This is a genomic window from Burkholderia crassaminum, from assembly GCF_964265005.1.
Classification (GTDB): Bacteria; Pseudomonadota; Gammaproteobacteria; order Burkholderiales; family Burkholderiaceae; genus Burkholderia.
In genome coordinates this window covers 3118244-3135615 of sequence record NZ_OZ183799.1, presented here as the reverse complement: position 1 = coordinate 3135615, position 17372 = coordinate 3118244, and the positions used below count along the sequence as shown (strand labels likewise).

The 17372-nt window shown below is 68.5% G+C and carries 16 protein-coding genes; 10 read left to right on the top strand and 6 right to left on the bottom strand.

What is annotated here, in order from left to right; all coding sequences use genetic code 11:
• Positions 1-161: 161 nt before the first annotated feature.
• Positions 162-1094: a CopD family protein gene (locus tag ACPTTF_RS14555; protein WP_166963472.1), complete on the top strand. Its 933-nt coding sequence runs from the start codon at positions 162-164 to the stop codon at positions 1092-1094.
• A 177-nt stretch (positions 1095-1271) separates the two neighbouring features.
• Here the strand turns inward: ACPTTF_RS14555 and dgoD are convergent, their stop codons facing one another.
• Positions 1272-2420 carry a galactonate dehydratase gene (dgoD, locus tag ACPTTF_RS14550; RefSeq protein WP_021160175.1) on the bottom strand — a complete coding sequence of 383 codons (1149 nt, stop codon included), beginning with the start codon at positions 2418-2420 and terminating at the stop codon, positions 1272-1274.
• A gap of 165 nt (positions 2421-2585) precedes the next feature.
• Between dgoD and ACPTTF_RS14545 the strand changes: the two genes are divergently transcribed.
• Positions 2586-3269, top strand: a complete 684-nt coding sequence (locus tag ACPTTF_RS14545) for a FadR/GntR family transcriptional regulator (protein ID WP_050781594.1) — start codon at positions 2586-2588, stop codon at positions 3267-3269.
• A gap of 27 nt (positions 3270-3296) precedes the next feature.
• Here the strand turns inward: ACPTTF_RS14545 and ACPTTF_RS14540 are convergent, their stop codons facing one another.
• On the bottom strand, positions 3297-3542 hold the full coding sequence (locus ACPTTF_RS14540) for a DUF1272 domain-containing protein (RefSeq protein WP_423371554.1): 246 nt from the start codon (positions 3540-3542) through the stop codon (positions 3297-3299).
• Between the two features lie 154 nt (positions 3543-3696).
• On the opposite strand from ACPTTF_RS14540, the gene ACPTTF_RS14535 reads away from it, so the two are divergent.
• Entirely contained in the window at positions 3697-4044 is a 348-nt protein-coding gene (locus tag ACPTTF_RS14535) for a GFA family protein (RefSeq protein WP_423371553.1), read from the top strand.
• A gap of 34 nt (positions 4045-4078) precedes the next feature.
• Here the strand turns inward: ACPTTF_RS14535 and ACPTTF_RS14530 are convergent, their stop codons facing one another.
• Positions 4079-7186, bottom strand: coding sequence for a transglycosylase domain-containing protein (locus tag ACPTTF_RS14530; RefSeq protein ID WP_423371552.1), 3108 nt, complete (start codon positions 7184-7186; stop codon positions 4079-4081).
• Between the two features lie 420 nt (positions 7187-7606).
• Here ACPTTF_RS14530 and ACPTTF_RS14525 point away from each other — a divergent pair, with 420 nt between their 5' ends.
• Positions 7607-7999, top strand: a complete 393-nt coding sequence (locus tag ACPTTF_RS14525) for an MAPEG family protein (protein ID WP_423371551.1) — start codon at positions 7607-7609, stop codon at positions 7997-7999.
• Between the two features lie 9 nt (positions 8000-8008).
• On the opposite strand, the gene ACPTTF_RS14520 is transcribed toward ACPTTF_RS14525, so the two are convergent.
• On the bottom strand, positions 8009-8926 hold the full coding sequence (locus tag ACPTTF_RS14520; RefSeq protein ID WP_423371550.1) for a LysR substrate-binding domain-containing protein: 918 nt from the start codon (positions 8924-8926) through the stop codon (positions 8009-8011).
• Positions 8927-9125: 199 nt separating this feature from the next.
• On the opposite strand from ACPTTF_RS14520, the gene ACPTTF_RS14515 reads away from it, so the two are divergent.
• The 4 genes from ACPTTF_RS14515 (at position 9126) to ACPTTF_RS14500 (ending at position 13708) form a co-directional block, all read left to right on the top strand.
• Positions 9126-10442, top strand: coding sequence for an MFS transporter (locus ACPTTF_RS14515; protein ID WP_423391165.1), 1317 nt, complete (start codon positions 9126-9128; stop codon positions 10440-10442).
• 51 nt (positions 10443-10493) lie between these two features.
• Complete coding sequence (locus ACPTTF_RS14510) at positions 10494-11966, top strand: amidase (RefSeq protein WP_423371548.1); 1473 nt, start codon at positions 10494-10496, stop codon at positions 11964-11966.
• Between the two features lie 116 nt (positions 11967-12082).
• Positions 12083-13285, top strand: coding sequence for a porin (locus tag ACPTTF_RS14505; protein ID WP_423371547.1), 1203 nt, complete (start codon positions 12083-12085; stop codon positions 13283-13285).
• 138 nt (positions 13286-13423) lie between these two features.
• A complete protein-coding gene (locus tag ACPTTF_RS14500; RefSeq protein ID WP_166963454.1) occupies positions 13424-13708 on the top strand; it encodes a PAAR domain-containing protein in 285 nt (94 codons plus the stop codon).
• A 58-nt stretch (positions 13709-13766) separates the two neighbouring features.
• Here ACPTTF_RS14500 and ACPTTF_RS14495 read toward each other — a convergent pair whose 3' ends face one another.
• Complete coding sequence (locus ACPTTF_RS14495) at positions 13767-14078, bottom strand: cupin domain-containing protein (protein WP_166963452.1); 312 nt, start codon at positions 14076-14078, stop codon at positions 13767-13769.
• 59 nt (positions 14079-14137) lie between these two features.
• Positions 14138-14821 carry a DJ-1/PfpI family protein gene (locus ACPTTF_RS14490; protein WP_423371546.1) on the bottom strand — a complete coding sequence of 228 codons (684 nt, stop codon included), beginning with the start codon at positions 14819-14821 and terminating at the stop codon, positions 14138-14140.
• A 117-nt stretch (positions 14822-14938) separates the two neighbouring features.
• On the opposite strand from ACPTTF_RS14490, the gene ACPTTF_RS14485 reads away from it, so the two are divergent.
• Together ACPTTF_RS14485 and ACPTTF_RS14480 are read left to right on the top strand one after the other, a co-directional pair.
• Positions 14939-15910, top strand: a complete 972-nt coding sequence (locus tag ACPTTF_RS14485; RefSeq protein ID WP_423371545.1) for a GlxA family transcriptional regulator — start codon at positions 14939-14941, stop codon at positions 15908-15910.
• A 181-nt stretch (positions 15911-16091) separates the two neighbouring features.
• Positions 16092-17066, top strand: a complete 975-nt coding sequence (locus ACPTTF_RS14480; protein WP_166963446.1) for a LysR family transcriptional regulator — start codon at positions 16092-16094, stop codon at positions 17064-17066.
• Positions 17067-17372 lie beyond the last annotated feature (306 nt).

Here is a 17372-nt window from a genome sequence, read left to right as displayed (position 1 = left end):
ACACTCGCGGGTCGCGCGGCGCCGCCTCCGCCGCAGGTCCAGTCATTTCTCCCGTTTCCGGATTCATCGATGACGTTTTCTACCGTGCCGTTGCCTTCCTCACGCTGTCTGTCCCGTAGCCGCCGCTCCGTCGGCCTGCCGCTTTCGGGAGGGTGCGCGCGATGAAGTTCGACAGCTTGTGGATCGGTCAGGTCGCGCTCGCGGCACTGATGGACGCCGCGTTCGCGATGGCGGTCGGCTCGGCGCTGCTCAAGGCATGGCTCGGCAAGGACGGTGCACGTCCGGTCGTCGCGCCGTCGCATCCCGCGTGGCTGCGCGCGCAACATTCGCTGGCTGCGGCGGCGCTGGCGCTGGTGCTCGCGGATCTCGGCTGGCTCGTCTACGAGGCCGCGACGATGAGCGGTGCGGGGCTCGGCGGCGCGTTCGCCGCGATTCCCGTCATGCTCACGCAGACGCATACGGGCTTCGCATGGAGCGTCGCGTTCGCCGGCGCCGTGGTGCTCGCGATCGTCGCACTGGCGAAGCCGGAAGGCCCGGTCGCGCACGCGGTGCTGTGGCTCGCGGTGATCGTGGTCGCGGCCGGCAAGGCCTCGCTCGGCCATGCGGCCGATACGGGCGCGCTGTCCGCGGCGGTCGGCGTGCAGACGCTGCACCTGCTCGCGACGGCCGTGTGGGGCGGCCTCGTGCTCGCGGGCGGGCTCGCGGTGCTGCCGGCGCTCGGTTCGTCGGTCGCACGCGGCGCGCTGATCCGCATCGGCCAGCACCTGTCGCGTACGTCGATCATCGCAGTCGTCTTCGTGCTCGGCACCGGTGCGCTCAATGCGATCCGCGGGCTCGGCGGTTCGCTTGCGCCGCTCGACGGCAGCACGTGGGGGCGCTTGTTGCTGCTGAAGCTGCTGCTCGTCGCGCTCGCGCTCGTGCTCGGCGGCCTGAACCGCTTCTCGGCGCTGCCGCGCCTGCGCCGTACTGCGTCGACCGAGGATGCGCACACGTTCCGCAACATCCTGCATCTCGAAGCGCTGACGATGATCGGCGTGTTTGTCGCGGCCGCCGTGCTGTCGTTCAGCGTGCCGGGGTTCGCGGCCCTCGGCTGACGGCCGGTTTCGCGCGGCATGGCACGGCGCGACGCTAGGCCGCCGATGCCATCCGGCACGTGCCGCACGTCGCGCCGAGCATGAAAAAAACGGCTGCCTGTCGGGCAGCCGTTTTCGAGTCGATACTTGCCGCGGCTTACCGCGCGGGCGCGCAGCCGCGCGCACTGCGCATCGCGCTCACCACTCGGCGACGCTGCCGTCCGCGTGACGCCACACCGGGTTGCGCCAGCGGTGGCCCGTCTTCGCCATCTCGCGCACCTTCTCCTCGTTCACGTCGATGCCGAGCCCCGGGCCTTGCGGGATCGCGACGAAGCCGTCCTCGTAGCGGAACACTTCGGGGTTGCGCAGGTAGTCGAGCAGGTCGTTGCCCTGGTTGTAGTGGATGCCGAGGCTCTGCTCCTGGATGAACGCGTTGTAGCTGACCGCGTCGAGCTGCAGGCACGCGGCGAGCGCAATCGGTCCGAGCGGGCAGTGCAGCGCGAGCGCAACGTCGTAGCTCTCCGCGAGCGTCGCGATCTTGCGGCACTCGGTAATGCCGCCCGCGTGCGACGCGTCGGGCTGGATGATGTCGACGTAGCCGCCCGCGAGGATGTGCTTGAAGTCCCAGCGCGAATAGAGCCGCTCGCCGAGCGCGATCGGCGTGTTGGTCTGGTTGACGATGTCGCGCAGCGCCTCGGCGTTCTCCGACAGCACCGGTTCCTCGATGAACATCAGCTTGTACGGGTCGAGCTCCTTCGCCAGCACCTTGGCCATCGGCTTGTGCACGCGGCCATGGAAGTCGACGCCGATCCCGACGTGCGGGCCGACCGCGTCACGCACCGCCGCGACGTTCGCGATCACCTGCTCGACCTTGTCGTAGGTATCGACGATCTGCAGCTCCTCGGAGCCGTTCATCTTCACGGCCTTGAAGCCGCGCTCGACCACCGCGCGCGCGTTGTTCGCGACGTCGCTCGGCCGGTCGCCGCCGATCCACGAATACACCTTGATGCGGTCGCGCACCTGGCCGCCGAGCAGCGCATGCACGGGCACGCCGTGATGCTTGCCCTTGATGTCCCATAGCGCCTGGTCGACGCCCGCGATCGCGCTCATCATGATCGGGCCGCCGCGATAGAAGCCCGCGCGGTACATCACCTGCCAGTGATCCTCGATCAGCAGCGGGTCGCGGCCGACGAGGTAGTCGGCCAGCTCCTGCACGGCGGCTTCGACCGTGTGCGCGCGGCCTTCGACGACCGGCTCGCCCCAGCCGACGATGCCCTCGTCGGTTTCGATCTTGAGGAACAACCAGCGCGGCGGGACGACGAAGGTTTCGAGGCGGGTGATTTTCACGATGCGGGTCTCCAGGGTTGACCGGCGCGGGCAGAGTCGGGCGCGGTGCACGGTCGCGTGCTTTCGCGGTTATCCTAGCGTAGCCCGATGAAAAATAGTATTAATAGCATTATTGCGCAGATAGTGGGCAGCCGGCTCGCCCGGGTACCGGCATAACGGAGAACGATCATTCGACGCGACCTGCATGGACAGACGGCCTTCCGGCTTGCCACGGCGATCCTGCGCGGCGACTACCCGCCCGAGTCGCTGCTGCCGAGGGAACCCGACCTGATGGAGATGTACGGCGTGAGCCGCACGGTGATGCGCGAGGCGCTGCGTACGCTCACGTCGAAGGGGCTCGTCGAATCGCGGCCGAAGATCGGCACGCGCGTGCGGCCGCGCGGCGTCTGGAACCTGCTCGACGCCGACCTGCTCGACTGGTATGCGCGCGTCGCGCCGCCGCTCGCGTTTGCGCTGAAGCTGCAGGAGATGCGCGAGATGGTCGAGCCGTACGCGGCTGCGCTCGCCGCGCGCATGCATACACCGGAAACGTTCGATGCGATCGACGGCGCGGCGCGCGCGATGGCCGCCGCGCGCAATGTCGACGAATGGGTGCGCGCCGACCTGCGCTTTCACCTGAGCGTGCTCGAGGCCGGCGGTAACGAGCTGCTGGTGCCGCTCGGCACGCTGATCGATCGCACGCTCGAGGCGCAACTGCATCTGAATGCGCGCCGCGCGGACGTGTACAACGCGTCGCTCGCCGAGCACACGGCCGTCAGCGACGCGATTCGCGTGCGCGACGAGGACGGTGCGCGCCGCGCGATGGCGGCGCTGCTCGCGGTGACGCGCGCGCGGATCGAGATGTCGTGAGCGGAAACGGCGGGCGGTGCGGCGCCGTCAGGCGCTCGCGCAGCCGCCCGGCTTGTGGATGCGCTCGGTCGACGCCGGGTATTTCGCGAGCAGGCTCGCCGGCCGCCGCGGGCGCACGACGAAGTCGCCGCCGCAGTTCGGGCAGCGGCCTTTCAGCACCTCGTCGGCGCAGGTCGCGCAGAACGTGCATTCGAACGTACAGATGCGGGCCTCCGTCGAATCGGGCGGCAGGTCCTTGTCGCAGCATTCGCAGCCGGGGCGCAGTTCGAGCATGACGGTTTTCCTTGGTTTTGACAGGGGCGGGACGGGCGCCGCCGGACATTGCGTGCGGCGCATGTGCGCGCTACTGTACCCGCTTGGATCGGCCTGGCCAACGGTGTCCTGCCGGGGCGCCGTCGATGCGCACGGGCCGCACCGGGAGACGACCATGCTTTATCGCGGAAGCTGTCACTGCTCAGACGTGAAGTTCGAGGTGGAAGGCGACCTGCAAGGCGTGATGGCGTGCAACTGCTCGATCTGCCAGCGCAAGGGCGCGCTGATGTGGTTCGTGCCGCGCGATCACATGACGCTCCTCACGCCCGACGAGCATCTCGCCACTTACATGTTCAACAAGCACGTCATCAAGCATCGCTTCTGCAAGCGCTGCGGGATTCACACGTTCGGCGAGGGCGTTCATCCGAACGGCACCGCGATGGCCGCGATCAACGTGCGCTGTCTCGAAGGTGTCGATCTCGATGCGCTGCCGGTCACGCACTACGACGGCCGCTCGCACTGAGCGGCGCGTCGGCGCATGAACGCTCGCGCGGCCGTCAGGACGGTTGCGCGGCAGCGGCACCCGGCGCGGGCGTTTCCGCTTGGCGGGCGGCGCCCGCGGTGCGCGCGCCGGTGCCGGCCGGGCGTTCGATCAGCGGCGCGAGCGCCGGCGCCATCGACTTCAGCAACTGCACGGCCATCGCGCTCGTGAAGTCGTAGCGTGCCGCATACGGTTCGTGCGCCGTTGCCGTCAGGACCCCGAAGAACCGGTCGCCGAGCACGAATACGAACGTGCCGCTGCGGTTCACCTTGCGCGACTCGATCAGCCGCGCGCCGCGCGCATAGACGTTGAAGCGCTGGTCGCCCGTCCCGGTCTTGCCGTACACGTCGAGCGTCTTGCCGTCGGGCAGCGTGAAACCGCCCGCGAGGCGGCGCGCGGTGCCGTTAAGCACGACGTCGCGCAGCAGCGTGTGCGCCACGGTGACGATCTCCGGCGACAGCATCGTCTGCGGCTGCGCGGCCGCGCGCACGAAGCGCGTTTCGTACGGCGTGCCCTGCGCGAAGTCGAGCCGCGTAATCGTCTCGGTCGGCGCTTTCTGGCCGCCGTTCGCGATCAGGCCGATCAGTTTCGCGAGTGCGTCGGGCTGGTCGCCCGATGCACCGATCGCGGCCGCGTACGACGGCGTGACTTCCGCGAACGGGTAGCCGAGCGCGCGCCACGATTTCGTGATTTCCGCGTACGCGCGCAACTCGACCATGCGACGGATGCGACGGTCCTGGGTCGCGTGGTAGCGCGTCTTGTACAACCACGAGTAGGTGTAGAAACGCGCATCGCGGCTGTCGCGCTGGACCTCGGCGAGCGTCGCCGCCGGGTGGGCGCGCAGGTAGTTGAGCGTCCACAGCGCGAGCGGATGCACGCTCGCGATATAGCCGCGATCGTTGAGGTTGAAGCGGTCGATCGCATACTTCGCGTAGAGCTTCGCGAGGTCGTCATCGGACAGCGTCGCGGCCGGCGTGCCCTTCAGTTGCGCGCGCATCTGCGCGTCGAACCACGCGAGCGATTCGTTCGGCGCGACGCTGCGCAGCACCGTGGCGATCTTCGGCGGCGACTTGCGCACGTCCTTCAGCATCAGCGCGAGCGCATCGTCGGGCGCCTTGCCCGCATAGCGCGTGTAGTAGCGCTTCACGTAAACCTGGCTTTCGCCGTCGACGAACTGCTGCAGGTAATGCTGGCGCTGCTCGGGGTCTCCGAGCCACGACGACGACGGGCCGGCCGCCTGCAGCGTCTCGTAGTGGACGATGTCGCGCATCAGCCGCACGAACACGAGGTTGACCGAATGCTCGAACGCCGCGTGCAGCGTCAGGATGCGGCCGTTGTCCGACTTCTCGAAGTTCGAGAACACCTGTGCGCCGCCGCCCGTGTAGAACACGTCGGGGCTCGCCGAATACTTGCGTTCGACGGCCGCGTCGAGCATCGCCTGCAGCGAGCGGTCGCGCGTATGCGACAGGTAGTCGAGCGCCCAGTGCGACAGCCCGTCGATCGGGTCGGGCTTCACGCGGGCCAGCTCCGCGTTCGACAGGTTCGCGTAGCGCGCATGCAGGTCGGACACGATCTGCAGGTAGGTGATCAGCGTGCGCAGTTTCGCGGTCGAGCCGAGGTTGATGCGGCCGCCGCGATTGACGTCGAACGGCTCGTTCACGCTGTCGGTCTGCACCCGCAGCAGGTTCGCGCCGTTGCGGTGTTCGTACAGCGTGAAGCTGTACGTGAGGTGCGACGGATCGTCCTTCGGTGCAAGCATCTCGAAACCGTACAGGCCGGCTGCCTGCGCGCCGTCGCGCGTCGACGCCTGCGCGAGCCGTTGGGCGACGGCCTGCTGTACGCCGTTGTCGAGCGTGCTGGTCGCCTGCAGGTCGAACTGGTCGAGCTGGTACAGGTCGCTGATGCCCAGCGCCGACAGCAGCGACGCGCGCGCGGACGTCACGGCCTTGCGCGACACGAACGATTGCACGTGCGCGGCGGCCGGCGGCGCGCTGCGTTCGATCTGCGCGGCAAGCGCAGCGTCGCGCAACGCCGGAGAGATCACGCCACCGGTCGACAGCAGCCTCAGGTAGCTGTCGGTCAGCCGCTCCAGGGCCGGATAGCCGCGGTTGAGGAAGTACGACGGCGCGCGCTGCGCGATGATCAGCGACAGCACCTCGCGGAACGCCTTGCCCTGTTCGTCGACGTTGTCGCCGGTCGTCGGCGCGGACAGGATGCGGTTCACGTCGTTGAAGTCGCGGCCGTACCACGCGGCGAGACCGTCGCCGATGCCGGTGATCTCGCCGATGTGCGGCCGTGCGGCGAGCGGGACGGAATTCAGGTAGCGCACGACGATCGTGCGGCGCGCGAGCATCGTCTGCGGGCCGTTCAGGTACGCGCGCACCGACGCGGACGCGATCTGCCGCAGCTTCTCGGGCGGCGTCGCGGTGCGGCCCTCGGGCGAATGGCGGAACTTCTCGATCTGCGTGGCGAGCGTGCTGCCGCCCGGGCGCGCCTGGTGGCGGTTGACGACGTGCAGCGCCTGGTCGGCGAGCGCGCGGCTGAAGCGCCCCCAGTCGATCGCCGGGTTACGGTTCGGCTCGTTCGCGTCGAGCAGGTAGCGATCCTCGATGAACAGCAGCGAATCGGCGACCACGCGCGGCACCGTGTCGAAGTCGGCATAGACGCGCTGCGGGAACACGGTCGCGAACAGCGGCGCGCCGGTCGAGTCGAACAGCATCAGGCCCGCCTGGTCTTTCTCTTCGAACGGGAGGAACAACCCGCGATCGCCGAGCGACAGCATCCGCTGCGAATCGCGCGCCTGCTTGCTGACGACGAAGCCGCGCGCGAGCAGCCGCTCCTGGAATGCCGGAATCATCGCGTAGCCGAGGCGCTGGTCGTACGGGCCGTTCGCGGGGAAGCGGATGTGATCGCTCGGGCCCGTCTCGACCGTGTAGCCGACGTCGCGGGTGAGCTCGGACAGATAGTGCGCCTGCAGCCGGGAGGTTTCGATCTCGCTCTGCACGAGTCGCGCGACGATCGCCACGGCGATCAGCAGCGCGGCCAGCAAAGACCACTTGACCCACGTCCAGACCGATGCGGGACCGGTCACGCGCGGCAGGATACGATTCAGCGGCCGATTCATGGCGGCGTCTCCCTGAAGGCGCGGGCTCCGGCCGCACCCCATTAAGGATTAGTGTAGTCCTCCGCAGCGGGCTGCCAAGGGCGTTGACTACCGAGATGCGTCGACGCAACGTGCGTGCCTGTGACGCGCTGTAACCCGCGTTGCGTTGCGGCGGTGCATGCCGTCGCAGGGCAACGTTTGCGCGTTTCGTGCCGAGGCATCCGCGTGGCGGGCGTGTCGGCGGGCAGGCCCGGACGGCCGGGCAGGCGGGCAATGCACCGGTTTCGTGCGGTGCGGCGGAGCAACAATTGGGATCGGAACCCGACCGTAAAATTGTGTCCGGCGAACGGCGATGCTGCGGGTTTCCGTGATAGCCGCGCGAGCCGGCCACGGGTACGATCGCCGGATGTGCGGCGCATTTCCGCTTTTGCCGGGAGTCCCATGCCGATCCATCCCGTCGCGCTCGTTTGCACGGCCATCCTCGGCCTGCTGCTGTTCGGGCTCGGGCTCATCGTGTCCGTCACACGCTTTCGGTGCACCACCGGATCCGGGGGCGCGTCCGATCCGGCGAACGGGCTGCACAAGATCGTGCGCGCGCACGGCAACACGGCCGAATACGCGCCGTTTCTCGCGGTGCTGTTTCTCTATTTCGGCGCCCACGATCCGTCGCGTGCGATCCTGGCGCTGATCGTCGCGGCGACCGCGTGCCGCTGCCTGCTCGTCGTCGGATTGCTCGCGTGGCCGACGATGGCCAACCCGAATCCCGTGCGTTTCATCGGCGCGCTCGGCACCTATCTGTGCGGCGCCGCGCTGTGTATCGCGTTGTTCGTCTGAATGGCGGCGCTACCGCCATAGCAGCGTCGCGTGATCGTGCCGGCGCACGGCTTCGACGAAGCAGTGGATCAGGTAGTCGCAGGCAATCGTGTTCAGCGCATCGCGGCGCGTGAGCACGCCGACCGACACGGCCGGGATCGTTTCCTCCACGTCGATCGCGACCATCCGCTCGCGAATCCAGTCGACTTCCATGAAGCTCTTCGGCGCGCACGACACGGTGTCGGTGTGCACCGACAGCGAAAACGCCGCGCTGAACGACGTGCATTCGACGATCGGCTGCGGCGCCGGATAGCCGTGCGCGACGAACACGTCCTGCAGCAGCCGGCCGATGCTTTCAGGCGACGTGTTGAGGATCCACTGCGCGTCCTGCAACTGCGCGAGCGACGTGCAGTGACGCAGCGGATTGCTCGCGCGCGTCATCAGGATCAGTTCCGATTCGAGCAGCGGCCGGAACGTGAATTCCGGCGACAGCCGAGTCGCATCGACGATCGCGATCACGAAGTCGAGCGAGCCGTCGCGCAGCCGCGGCAGCGCCGTGTCGAGAAATCCTTCGCGCACGTCGAGGCGGATCGTCGGCATGCGCTGGCGGAACGCGTCGAGCGCGGCCGGCAGGAAGCCGAGCGACATCAGCGGCGTCAGCGCGCATGCGAGCGCACCTTCCTTGCCGCCCGACAGCTGGATCACGTCGTCGCGCGCGTGCTGCATCTCCGCAAGGATCAGCCGCGCGCGTGCATAGACGGCCTGCCCGAAACGCGTGAGCTGCGCGCCGCGCGCATTGCGCGTGACGAGCGGCACGCCGAGATCGAGTTCGAGTTCGCGGATCGCTTTCGTCAGCGCGGGCTGCGACAGGTGGATCGCGCGCGCGGCCGCGCGCAGGCTGCCATGTTCGGCGATGGCGGCAAGCGCCCGGAGCTGGTGGTGTTTCACGGCGAGGCGGGGCGCGGCGGCAGTGGCGACGTTCGTATCCTACACCGCGTTTCCGCATGGAAAGCACGCGATAACCGTGCGTTATCACGATCGAAAAATGTCGCTCCGGGCTGCGTATTTTGAATGCCTAGACTGCATGCGCAGGCCGTCGAACGGGCCGCGCACACGACACGCATAACCAGTACGGAGACACACCTTCATGAAGGCGCCCCGAGCGGACAGCATGTTCGGCGGGCATGTCGGCGACGTTGCCGCATCCCCGTCCAATCGTCAGCTGATTGTCGCGATCACGATCGGCAACGGCCTCGAATTCTTCGATCTCACCGTGTTCAGTTTCTTCGCGGTGCTGCTCGGCAAACTGTTCTTTCCCGCGGTCTCCGCGCAGCAGCAGTTGCTGATGTCGGTCGCGACCTTCGGCGTCGGCTTCATCGCGCGGCCGATCGGCGGTGTCGTGATCGGGCTCGTCGCCGACCGGTTCGGCCGCGTGCCCGCGATGAACCTCACGCTCGTCACGATGGCGATCGGCACCGGGATGATCGGCGTGCTGCCGACCTATGCGCAGATCGGTATCGCGGCGCCCGTGCTGGTCGTCGTCGCGCGGCTGCTGCAGGGCTTTTCGGCCGGCGGCGAGGTCGGCGTATCGACGTCGCTGCTCGCCGAGCGCGCGCCGGCCGGCGAACGCGGCTACTACACGAGCTGGCAGTTCGCGAGCCAGGGTGCCGCGGCGCTGGCCGGTTCGTTCGTCGGCTTCCTGCTGTCGTATTTCCTCGATACCGCGTCGCTCGAATCGTGGGGCTGGCGCGTGCCGTTCCTGCTGGGCGTGCTGATCGCGCCGATCGGCCTCTACCTGCGCGCACGCTTCAGCGCGATCGAGCAGCATGCGCCGGCCGCGGCCGCGCGGCGTTCGTCGGCGGTGCTGGGCACCGTGCTGCGGCGTGACGGCGGCGCCGTGCTGACCGCGCTCGGCCTCGTGGTCGGCGGCACGGCCGCGCACTTCATCGTGCTGTATTACATGTCGACGTACGCGATCAAGGTGCTGCACCTGCCGATGGACACCGCGCTGTGGTGCGGGATCCTGTCCGGCGTCGTGATGTTCGTCGCCGCGCCGGTCGGCGGGCGGCTGTCGGATCGCACCGGCAGCAAGCGCGTCGCGTTGTGGTCGCGCATCGCGCTGACCGTGCTGATCCTGCCGGGGTTCTGGCTGATGCGCGCGGTGCCGTCGATCGCGACGATGTACGCGGTCGTGATGCTGCTCGCCGCGCTGCACTCGATCAACGCCGGCGCGAACGGCGTGATCCTCGCCGAGCTGTTCCCGAAGAGCACGCGCGCCACCGCGCTGTCGATCGCGTATGCGGGCGGCGTGTCGATCTTCGGCGGCTTCGCGCAGTTCATCGTCACGTGGATGATCGGCGCGACCGGCAATCCGGCGGCGCCCGCGTGGTACGTGATCGTCTGCGGCGTGCTGTCGCTCGTCGCGCTCGCGTTCGCATCGGATCGCAGCGAACACGATGCGTGACCGCTGCCGCCGCCTTCCTTCCCGCTTTCCTTCCTCTTCGCCCCGAACCGTATGACCGCCACCGTTTCGCTATCGTCCCCGCCCGCCGACGTCATGGCCGGCGACCTGTGCGACCTGTCCGCCCGCACGATGCTCGACCTGCTGAAGACACGGCGGATCAGCGCGTGCGACCTGCTCGATGCGCATCTCGCACGGATCGCGACGGTCAACCCGCGCGTGAATGCGCTCGTGACCGTCATCGATCCCGACGTGCTGCGCGCCCGTGCGCGCGACATCGACGCCCGCTGGATGCGCGGCGAATGGCAGGGGCCGCTGCACGGGTTGCCGGTGTCGCAGAAGGATCTCACCGCGACGCGCGGCGTGCGCACGACCTACGGTTCGCCGTTGTTCGCCGATCACGTGCCGCTGCATGACGCGCTCGTCGTGCGCCGCTGCGCGAGCGCCGGCGCGCTGATGATCGGCAAGTCGAACACGCCCGAATTCGGCGCCGGGTCGCATACGTTCAACGACGTGTTCGGCGCGACGCGCAACCCGTGGGACCTGACGCGTTCCGCGGGCGGCAGCAGCGGCGGCGCGGCGGCCGCGCTCGCGTGCGGGATGAATCCGCTCGCGTGCGGCAGCGACATGGGCGGGTCGCTGCGCAACCCGGCCGCGTGGAACAACGTCGTCGGATTGCGGCCGTCGCCGGGCCGCGTGCCGCGCGCGCCCGACCTGAACGGCTGGACGACGCTCGGCGTCGACGGGCCGATGGCGCGCGACGTGGCCGATACCGCGTTGCTGCTGTCGGCGATCGCCGGGCCGAGCGGCGAGACCGCGACCGAACTCGCGGAACCGGGCGCGCGCTTCGCGCAGCCGCTCGAACGCGACTTCCGCGGCACGCGCATCGCGATGTCGCGCGGCCTGCCCGGCGTGCCGGTCGATCCGGAGATCGCGCGGGCGGTCGATGCGCAGGCGCGTGTGTTCGAGGCGCTCGGCTGCGAAGTCGAATTCGACGATCCCGATCTGTCGGACGCCGAGGACGTGTTCCGCATCGAGCGCGCGTGGATGATCGGCACGCTGGTCGACGGGTTCGACGATGCGCAGCGTGCGGCGCTGAAGCCCGAGATTCACGATGAATACCGGCTGCATCGGTCGCTGACGGCCGCCGATCTCGGCCGGATGTTCGTGCGCAAGACGCGGCTGTTCGAGCGGATGCGCGCGTTCATGCAGCGCTACGCGTTCTACGTGCTGCCCACGACACAGGTGATGCCGTTCGACGTCGACCTGCGCTCGCCTGCGCATGTGCAGGGGGCCGCGAGCACGTCATACATCGACTGGATGCGCGTGTGCTGGTACCTGTCGTCGACCGAGGCGCCGATCCTGTCGGTGCCGTGCGGCTTGGGCGCGACCGGTTTGCCGATCGGCATGCAGATCGTCGGCCGCTATCGCGACGACTGGGGCGTGCTGCAGTTCGGTCACGCGTACGAAGTCGCGGCCGGCCGCCGCTGGGCCCCGCCGGCGGTTGTCGCCGACGCGATGCGCTAGCCGTCTTCCCCGATTTACCCCTGACCGTTCCGGTTTGCTCCGGAGCAGGCCGCGCGCCTGCGGGGGACGCGCACGCCTGCGTTTTGCCATTCGACCCGCGCAATGGAGACCTTCCGATGAAAAAACGGCTGTTGGCAGGCGCGGGCGTCGCGCTGATCGCGGGTGCGGCGCACGCACAGAGCAGCGTGACGCTGTACGGCATTATCGACGAAGGGCTGACCTACACGAGCAACCTTGCGGTCGCCGGCCCGAACGGCACCGTGAGCGGCAAGCCGGCGTGGCGGATGCTCGGCGGCGTGCAGCAGGCGAGCCGCTGGGGGCTGCGTGGCGTCGAGGATCTCGGCGGCGGGCTGGCGGCCGTCTTCACGCTCGAGAACGGCTTCGACCCGAGCACCGGCAAGCTCGGGCAAGGCGGGCTGATGTTCGGCAAGAAGGCGTTCGTCGGGCTGTCGGGGCCGTTCGGCACCGTCACGCTCGGGCGCCAGTACGATACCAACGTCGACTTCCTCGGGCCGCTCGAGGCCGCCGCGCTGTTCGGCGGCTACATGGTTGCGCACCCCGGCGATCTCGACAACGTGAACAACGCGAACTCGACCAACAACGCGATCAAGTTCACCAGCAACGACTACGGCGGATTCCGTTTTGCAGCCATGTACGGTGTGGGCGGCATCGCGGGCGCGACGACACGCAACCAGGTGTGGTCGATGACGGCCGGCTACACGCGCGGGCCGCTCGTGGTCGCGGCCGGCTACCTGAATGCGCGCAACCCGAACGTGTCGTTCTTCGGCACGACCGGCAGCCCCGCGCCGGTCGTCGGCGGCGTGCCGGGCAACAACATGCTGTCGCCCGTGTATTCCGGCTATGCGTCGGCGCGCACGCTGCAGGTCGCGGCGGCGGGCGGCACCTACGCGTTCGGCGCGGTGACGCTCGGCGCGATGTATACGAACACGTCGTTCCGCGGGCTCGGCGACCTGTCGTCCGGGCCGAACCCCGGCGGCGTGTCCGGCAACGCGGTGTTCAACAACGTCGAGGCCAGCGTGCGCTACCAGTTCACGCCCTATCTGTTCGGCGGCATTGCGTACGACTACACGCGCGGCGGCGGCGTGGACGGCCGCGACGGCGCGACCTACCACCAGGTGGCGGCCGGGCTCGACTATTTCCTGTCGAAGCGCACCGACGTGTATGCGACCGCCGTCTTTCAGCGCGCATCGGGCACCGATTCGACGGGGCACGCGGCGGTTGCCGCGATCAACGGCCCCGGCGCGTCCGCGAACGACCGCCAGTTCGAGGCGCGGATCGGTATCCGGCACAAGTTCTGACGAGCGCGGCGATCGGCAGGCGGCGGCCGCGAGCGGTGATATGCTCGCGGCACGCCCGCGATCGACGGGCGGATTCCGATTGCCCGTGTGCGGCCGCGCTGCGGCGCTGCACGGCATTTCCGAGGGAAGAACCGACACATGAGCCGCAAATTCATTCTGAAGGGCGACACGACCGACCACGGCGGTGTCGTGCTCGACGGGATCGCCAATTCGTCGTTCGACGGACGCGAACTCGCCTATCTCGGCGCGCCGGTGTTCTGCGCCGCCTGCAAGTCGCCGGGCGTGATCGTGTCCGACGGCGGCGAGCGGACGATGACCGTGATGGGCAAGGTCGTCGCGCTCGAACACGACCTGTGCCAGTGCCTGTGCACGCCGCAGCCGAAGCTGATCGCGTCGCAGGCCACGGGGACGATCACCGGATGAAACCCGCCGCGCGGAGGCGCTTGCCGTCCGCGCGACCCCGGCGCATGGCCACCGGCCGTCAGACGCTGCCTGCGGTTTCGATCACGAGGATGCGTGCTTCGCCGAGCGGGTGCGCGACGTGCTCGGTGCCGGCCGCCGCGTGGAACACGTCACCCGTTTCGAGCACCGTCGCGTGCTCGACGCCTGCTTCGCGATAACGCATCTCGACGCGGCCGTCGAGCACCGCGAACACTTCCTCGTCGTCGTTCACGTGCCATCGATACGGCTGGTCGGTCCAGTGCAGGCGGACCGTGATGCCGTTCAGGTTCGCGATGTCGAGCGCGCCCCACGCGCGGTCCGCGGTGAACGTGGCGCTGCGGATGATGTTCATCGATGGGTTCTCCGGCGCGAATGCGCGTTGTCTTTCCGTCAATTTCCCCGTTCCCGCATTCAAAGCGACATCGCGCGCAGCGCTCGTTCGATTATCTCCTTGCGCTTCGCGAAGCCGGCCGCCGAGCGTTCGGTGACGCGCTCGACGACCGTTGCCGGCGCGGTGTCGGGCGAACCGGCGTCGAACGGCGGCGCGGGCGCGTATTCGAGCTGCAGCTGGATCGCCTGCGCTTCTTCTTCGCCGGCCAGTTCCGCGGCGATCGTCAATGCGAAGTCGATGCCGGCCGTGACGCCGCCTCCCGTGATCAGGTTGCCGTCGCGCACCACGCGCTCGCGCACCGGCACCGCGCCGAGCGGTTCGAGCAGCGCGTGGAACGCCCAGTGCGTCGTCGCGCGCCGCCCTCGCAGCAGGCCGGCTACGCCGAGCAGCAGCGCACCCGTGCAGACCGACGTCACGTAACGCGCGGCGGCAGCGCGCTGCTGCACGAAGGCGATCGTTTCGGCATCGAGCAGCAACTCGTTGATCCCGATGCCGCCCGGAATGCAGATCACGTCGAGCGGCGGGCAATCGTCGAACGTGCAGGTCGGCGCGAGCGCGAGCCCGCTGCTCGACGCGACGGTGTCGCGCGTCTTCCAGACCAGATGGACGGTTGCGCCGGGCAGCGACGCGAGCACATCGTGCGGGCCGGTGAGGTCGAGTTGCTGGACACCAGGAAACACGAGAAGGCCGATATGCAGGGTCATGCGAAGACTCCGGTTGGAAGGGGATCGCACCGTTGCCGGCACGGGATGGACAGATGAATTCTAGGCGCGTAGTGTTTGGCGAAATTGCCATATCACCCACGTTTTCAGCCAATCGCCATGCCTGCCGCCCCGCGTTCGATCTTGGTCCTCGCATTCCCTCGTGCACAGCTGCTCGACGTGTCGGGGCCGCTGCAGGTGTTTGCGTCCGTCAACGAGCTCGCGCTGGAGCGCGGCCAGCCGGCGCCGTATGCGCCGCGCGTCGTCGCGGCCGAGGCGGGGCCCGTCGAGACGTCGTCGGGTCTCGTCGTGATGGCCGAGTCGCTGCGCTCGGCAGCACGCCATCCCGATACGCTGATCGTCGCCGGCGGCAAGGGCGTGCATGCGGCATCCCGGGATGCGCGGCTGGTGCGCTGGGTGCGGCAGCAGGCGGCGTGCACACGGCGCGTGGCATCGGTCTGCACCGGCGCATTCCTGCTCGCCGAGGCCGGCCTGCTCGACGGGCGGCGCGCGGTCACGCACTGGGCGCGCTGCGACGAATTCGCGGCGCGCTATCCGAACGTGCGCGTCGAATCCGATCCGATCTTCATCCGCGAAGGTGCGCTGTGGACCTCGGCCGGCGTGACGGCCGGCATCGATCTCGCGCTCGCGCTGGTCGAGGAGGATCTGGGGCGGGCGGCCGCGCTCGACGTCGCGCGCGAACTCGTCGTGTTCCTGAAGCGCCCGGGCGGGCAGGCGCAGTTCAGCACGATGCTGTCGATGCAGCGCACCGACGACCGGTTCGGCGAACTGCATGCGTGGATGGCCGAGCACCTGACGGCCGACCTGTCGGTGCCCGCGCTGGCCGAGCGCGTAAGCATGAGCGAGCGCAGCTTCGTACGCCATTACCGCGCGGAAACCGGCCGCACGCCCGCGCGTGCGGTCGAGCAGATCCGCGTCGAGGCCGCGCAGCGCCTGCTCGGCGAAACGGCATGGCCCGTCAAGCGGATCGCCGCGCGTTGCGGCTTCGGCTCGGAAGAGACGCTGCGGCGCTGTTTCGTGCGCTTGCTGGGCGTGTCGCCGCAGGGGTATCGCGAGCGATTCGTGCGGTAATGCATGGCGAGCTGTCGTGATCGGGGCCGGAACGATCGCCGGGTGAGACTGAACGGAATTCGATCGCTTTCCAGTCCGAAATGCCGAAACTATTCAGGATCGGAGAACAATGGGTGGGGGCTTGTGCCGTGCCCGTCGCGCGCTCTATGCTGTTTCGTTGGCGATTCGAAGGGGGAGCAGCATGGACCGAATCCAGGCAATGGAAGTTTTTACCCGCGTGGTCGACGCGAACAGCTTCACACGCGCGGCTGACACGCTCGCGATGCCGCGCGCGTCGGTGACGACCATCATTCAGAACCTCGAGGCGCTGCTCGGCGTGCGCCTGATGCACCGGACGACGCGCAGGCTGTCGCTCACGCCGGAAGGCGCAGCGTACTACGAGCATTGCACGAAGATCATCACGGAGATCGCGGAGGCCGACGCGAGTTTCCAGACCGGCAACCGCAAGCCGAGCGGCGTGTTGCGTGTCCACATGCCGAGTTCGCTCGGGCGGCGCATCGTGCTGCCGTCGCTGTCGATTTTCCGGCAGCGCTACCCGGACATCACGCTCGAACTGGGGCTCTCCGACCGCTACGTGGATCCGGTCGAGGAGGGCATCGACTGCATGATCCGGGTCGGGCCGCTCGAGGATTCGTCGATGGTCGCGCGGCGGATCGGGATGCTGAAGCGCGTGACCTGTGCGTCGCCCGATTACCTGGCGCGTCACGGCGAGCCGCACGAGATTGCCGATCTCGCCGACCATCAAGCGGTGAATTTTCGTTCGAGCCACGGTGCGCGTGCGATTCCGTGGGTGTTCATGATCGACGGCAAGCCGTTCGAGGTGCGGATGAACGGTAGCGTCACGGTCAACGATTCGGATGCCTATGTGACGTGCGGGCTCGAAGGGTTCGGGATGATCCAGCCGACGCTGTTCATGGTGCTGCCGCACCTGCTCGACGGTTCGCTGGTCGAGGTGCTGCCGGACTGCAATCCGAAGCCGAAGCCGATTTCGATCGTCTATCCGCACAACCGGCACCTGTCGCAGAAGGTGCGCGTGTTCGCCGACTGGGTCGCGGAGGTGTTCGAGGCGACGCCGTCGCTGGAGGGCGGGGAGAACTGGCGGGGGCGGGTGGAGGCGCACGCGGCGAAGCTGCAGAGAGGCGCGGTGGCCGCGTGATGTAACGCATGGCGTGCGACGGACACGCCCGGCGGGCATGGGTGTACGAATCGAGGCGAGGACTGAATGCGATGGTGATGCCGCCGGGTACGGATGCGAAGCGCGTCGTGTCCGGCCGCGCGTGCCTGTCGACGCGTCGCAATGACTCGACGATCCCGCGTTTGACCGCCGTCCGTACTTCCTCGACATACCTTCCGCCCCGGCGATTTTGCCCGGAACGGTTGACCGCCTGACAAACCCGACAGTTATCTTTTGATCGACCGATTCGCTAAATTCGCGCAGCGGCTTTCCGCCTCGGGTGAAGAG

Excerpts from the sequence above, each read along its gene's own strand:
- ACPTTF_RS14480 (WP_166963446.1), top strand. The coding sequence starts at position 16,092 with ATGGACCGAATCCAGGCAATGGAAGTTTTTACCCGCGTGGTCGACGCG.
- ACPTTF_RS14490 (WP_423371546.1), bottom strand. The coding sequence starts at position 14,821 with ATGACCCTGCATATCGGCCTTCTCGTGTTTCCTGGTGTCCAGCAACTC.
- ACPTTF_RS14505 (WP_423371547.1), top strand. The coding sequence starts at position 12,083 with ATGAAAAAACGGCTGTTGGCAGGCGCGGGCGTCGCGCTGATCGCGGGT.
- ACPTTF_RS14495 (WP_166963452.1), bottom strand. The coding sequence starts at position 14,078 with ATGAACATCATCCGCAGCGCCACGTTCACCGCGGACCGCGCGTGGGGC.
- ACPTTF_RS14515 (WP_423391165.1), top strand. The coding sequence starts at position 9,126 with ATGAAGGCGCCCCGAGCGGACAGCATGTTCGGCGGGCATGTCGGCGAC.
- ACPTTF_RS14535 (WP_423371553.1), top strand. The coding sequence starts at position 3,697 with ATGCTTTATCGCGGAAGCTGTCACTGCTCAGACGTGAAGTTCGAGGTG.
- ACPTTF_RS14555 (WP_166963472.1), top strand. The coding sequence starts at position 162 with ATGAAGTTCGACAGCTTGTGGATCGGTCAGGTCGCGCTCGCGGCACTG.
- ACPTTF_RS14525 (WP_423371551.1), top strand. The coding sequence starts at position 7,607 with ATGCCGATCCATCCCGTCGCGCTCGTTTGCACGGCCATCCTCGGCCTG.
- ACPTTF_RS14500 (WP_166963454.1), top strand. The coding sequence starts at position 13,424 with ATGAGCCGCAAATTCATTCTGAAGGGCGACACGACCGACCACGGCGGT.
- ACPTTF_RS14540 (WP_423371554.1), bottom strand. The coding sequence starts at position 3,542 with ATGCTCGAACTGCGCCCCGGCTGCGAATGCTGCGACAAGGACCTGCCG.
- ACPTTF_RS14510 (WP_423371548.1), top strand. The coding sequence starts at position 10,494 with ATGACCGCCACCGTTTCGCTATCGTCCCCGCCCGCCGACGTCATGGCC.
- ACPTTF_RS14485 (WP_423371545.1), top strand. The coding sequence starts at position 14,939 with ATGCCTGCCGCCCCGCGTTCGATCTTGGTCCTCGCATTCCCTCGTGCA.
- ACPTTF_RS14530 (WP_423371552.1), bottom strand. The coding sequence starts at position 7,186 with ATGAATCGGCCGCTGAATCGTATCCTGCCGCGCGTGACCGGTCCCGCA.